Here is a 2,892-nt window from a genome sequence, read left to right as displayed (position 1 = left end):
CGTCGAATGACGCTCAAAATATCCATGTCGATCACTCCAATGACCCCCGACAAATCCCGTCAGGGGGAGGGTTCCACATGGGTCAATTCTCAGTGACAATGTTGATCGTTGCTGGGTCAGTTCTCAGTGACATCCAACACCAGACTTTTTTCGGGTTTTGCCCTATCACTTTCAGCCACCTTCGCAACCGATCTTCGATGAAGTCGGCGGCAGGAGGCCGATCTGTTGTCGCAACACCGCAAACGTCGTGGTGAAGTGTATGATTTGGTTCAACCGAACATTGAGAGTGTCTTGGACTCTGTCCGTATGGCGCGATAGAAATTCCGTTGCAGGCCATGCTGATAGGATCCGCAGGTCCCAACCCGGTTCAGGCTCGACAAGGAGTAATCATGACGCGAAACCATCCAGTTTACGGTCGCATCGAGGGGCCGATCGTGATGATCGGCTTCGGCTCTATCGGGAAAGGCACCTGGCCTCTGATCGAGCGGCATTTCGAATATGATGCCGACAAATTGACCGTGATCGAACCGGATGCGCGTCAGGCGAACTTTCTGCGTCAGCACAAGATCAACCATCTCTCGGTTTCGCTGACCCCCGACAACTACCGCGAAGTGCTGGGCGACCTGTTCGCCGAGGGGCAGGGGTTTTGTGTCAATCTTTCGGTCGACACGTCTTCTCTGGATCTCATGAAGCTATGCCGCGAACTGGGTGTGCTTTACATCGACACTGTCGTGGAGCCTTGGGCGGGTTTCTACTTCGACACGACCGACAACGCCGCGCGGACGAATTACGCGCTGCGCCAAGCGGTGCGGGACGAAAAGGCGACCAATCCGGGTGGCACTACTGCGGTGAGTTGCTGCGGCGCGAACCCGGGGATGGTGTCGTGGTTCGTCAAGGAAGCGCTGCTGACGCTGGCCAAGGACACAGGTCGCGACGTTTCTGCACCACAGGACCGCGCCGGATGGGCGGGCCTGATGAAATCGCTGGGCGTCAAAGGTGTGCATATTGCAGAACGTGACACGCAGGCCCGCCGCACGCCGCGCCCGCGGAATGTGTTTGTGAACACATGGTCAGTCGAAGGCTTCATCGCCGAAGGGTTTCAGCCCGCAGAGCTGGGTTGGGGCACGCACGAGACATGGTTTCCGGAAAACGGGCATTCCTATGAGGCTGGGTGTCAGGCTGCGATCTGGCTCGAACGTCCCGGTGCCATCACGCGGGTCCACACGTGGTGCCCGACACCCGGTCCGCAATTCGGGTTTCTGGTGACGCATAACGAGGCGATTTCGATCTCGGATTATTACACCGTGGGTGAGGCCGGTGCGCCAGAGTATCGACCGACTTGCCACTATGCCTATCACCCCTGCGATGACGCCGTGCTGTCGCTGCACGAGATGTTCGGCTCTGGCAAACAGCAGCAGGTTCATCACATCCTGACCGAAGATGAAATCGTAGAGGGGATCGACGAGTTGGGGGTGCTGCTCTACGGGCACGAAAAGAACGCCATGTGGTACGGTTCGCGACTGTCGAACGAAGAAACCCGCGATCTCGCACCCTATCAGAACGCGACCGGAATGCAGGTCACGAGTGCCGTGCTGGCGGGAATGGTCTGGGCGTTGGAGAATCCCGAGGCCGGGATCGTTGAAACGGACGAGATGGATCATGCGCGATGCCTTGAGGTCCAGCGTCCCTACCTTGGGCCGGTCGAAGCGCATTACACCGATTGGACTCCGCTGCAGGACCGGTGGGAACATTTCCCGGAAGACATCGACGAAAGTGATCCGTGGCTGTTCAGGAACGTGCTGGCAAGCTGAGCGAAAAGGTGGGTCATACCCATTGTGACTGACGGTGAACCTAAAACACGCTGCGGTTTGGCCATAGGTTAAATCAGCTTTAGGATGAATTTTTACTATACACACCACCATCGCGACGTTACCCATAAGCTTGGGTGTGGGTGAATGCTGTAACAATCGGACTGCAATATGGTGTCAAACATAACCGAACTGGAGGTTCTGGATAACTTCCGGGCCAATCTGAAAAGCATCATGAAATCGCAGAACCTGACTGAAGCCGAGCTTTCCGTTCGCGCCGGTTTCGATGAGGAACACGCCATTTCCGACATCATGCGTGGTCAGGCCCTCCCAAGCATGGTGGCCCCAGTTCGATTGGCAGATGCCTTGGGTGTTCCGGTCGATGTGCTGCTGAGAGACCGAAATCAGCACCTTCAACAGCAATTCGAAGCTCTTCCGGTGCAGGAAGTGGACCGCCAGGCGGCGCGGCTTCTGTCGGCAGTGTTCAAGGCGACCGAACGGTCTTTGGATCGGATGGGAGACCGTCCAACGCTGGATTCGATCATTTCCTGGTGGAAGGAAACCGACGGTGACCTGTCCAAGAGCGATCAGATCGCGCCGCATTTCGATTTGGTCAGCGCGGCAGAAGCGTTAACGTCGATTCCGCGCATTCACCATGTCGGGGCGCTTGGTCTGTCCGCAACGACGCTTGGGTCAGCCGAAAATTCCCGTCTCGAAAACTTTCTGGAAACGCTCAGCACGTCCGATCTGACCGAGCTGAAAGGTCAGATCAGGTCCGTTGCGCATTCCGGTGTCGGGATGATCACGCCGCTCAAACGGATCGTGCCATTCCCCGAGACGAACGAAACCGTAGAGGTCAGCTTCGTTCGCCTCATGCTCCCCGTCAGGGATGCCTCGGGCACCCTTTTCGTCCTGAACTATTCCACTCTCTTGAGCGAATCGACACCCAGAAGACAGGACGGGTGGTGATTGAAGAATCGTGCCATGTCGGCCAGCTCACTTGATTGCAGCGCAACAAGGTATTCCCAACGGCACGACCTTTTGGAAGCGCACCCCAGACATGGGCGCCGGGAGATTGGCGGGT

The 2,892-nt window shown here is 57.1% G+C and carries 2 protein-coding genes; both read left to right on the top strand.

Annotated features, from left to right (window positions below; translation table 11 throughout):
• Positions 1–389 precede the first annotated feature (389 nt).
• Positions 390–1,811: a saccharopine dehydrogenase NADP-binding domain-containing protein gene (locus JJ869_RS23040; RefSeq protein ID WP_292271242.1), complete on the top strand. Its 1,422-nt coding sequence runs from the start codon at positions 390–392 to the stop codon at positions 1,809–1,811.
• Positions 1,812–1,979: 168 nt separating this feature from the next.
• Entirely contained in the window at positions 1,980–2,777 is a 798-nt protein-coding gene (locus tag JJ869_RS23035; protein WP_292271240.1) for a helix-turn-helix transcriptional regulator, read from the top strand.
• Positions 2,778–2,892: the final 115 nt, after the last annotated feature.

The sequence above is a fragment of the Marivita sp. genome (assembly GCF_017643905.1).
Lineage (GTDB): Bacteria > Pseudomonadota > Alphaproteobacteria > Rhodobacterales > Rhodobacteraceae > Marivita.
The sequence above is the reverse complement of the archived record's forward strand: the minus strand, read 5'-3'. Positions and strand labels throughout refer to the sequence as shown.

Bases quoted from the DNA above. Each gene is read 5' to 3' on its own strand.
- JJ869_RS23035 (WP_292271240.1), top strand. From the start codon at position 1,980: ATGGTGTCAAACATAACCGAACTGGAGGTTCTGGATAACTTCCGGGCC.
- JJ869_RS23040 (WP_292271242.1), top strand. From the start codon at position 390: ATGACGCGAAACCATCCAGTTTACGGTCGCATCGAGGGGCCGATCGTG.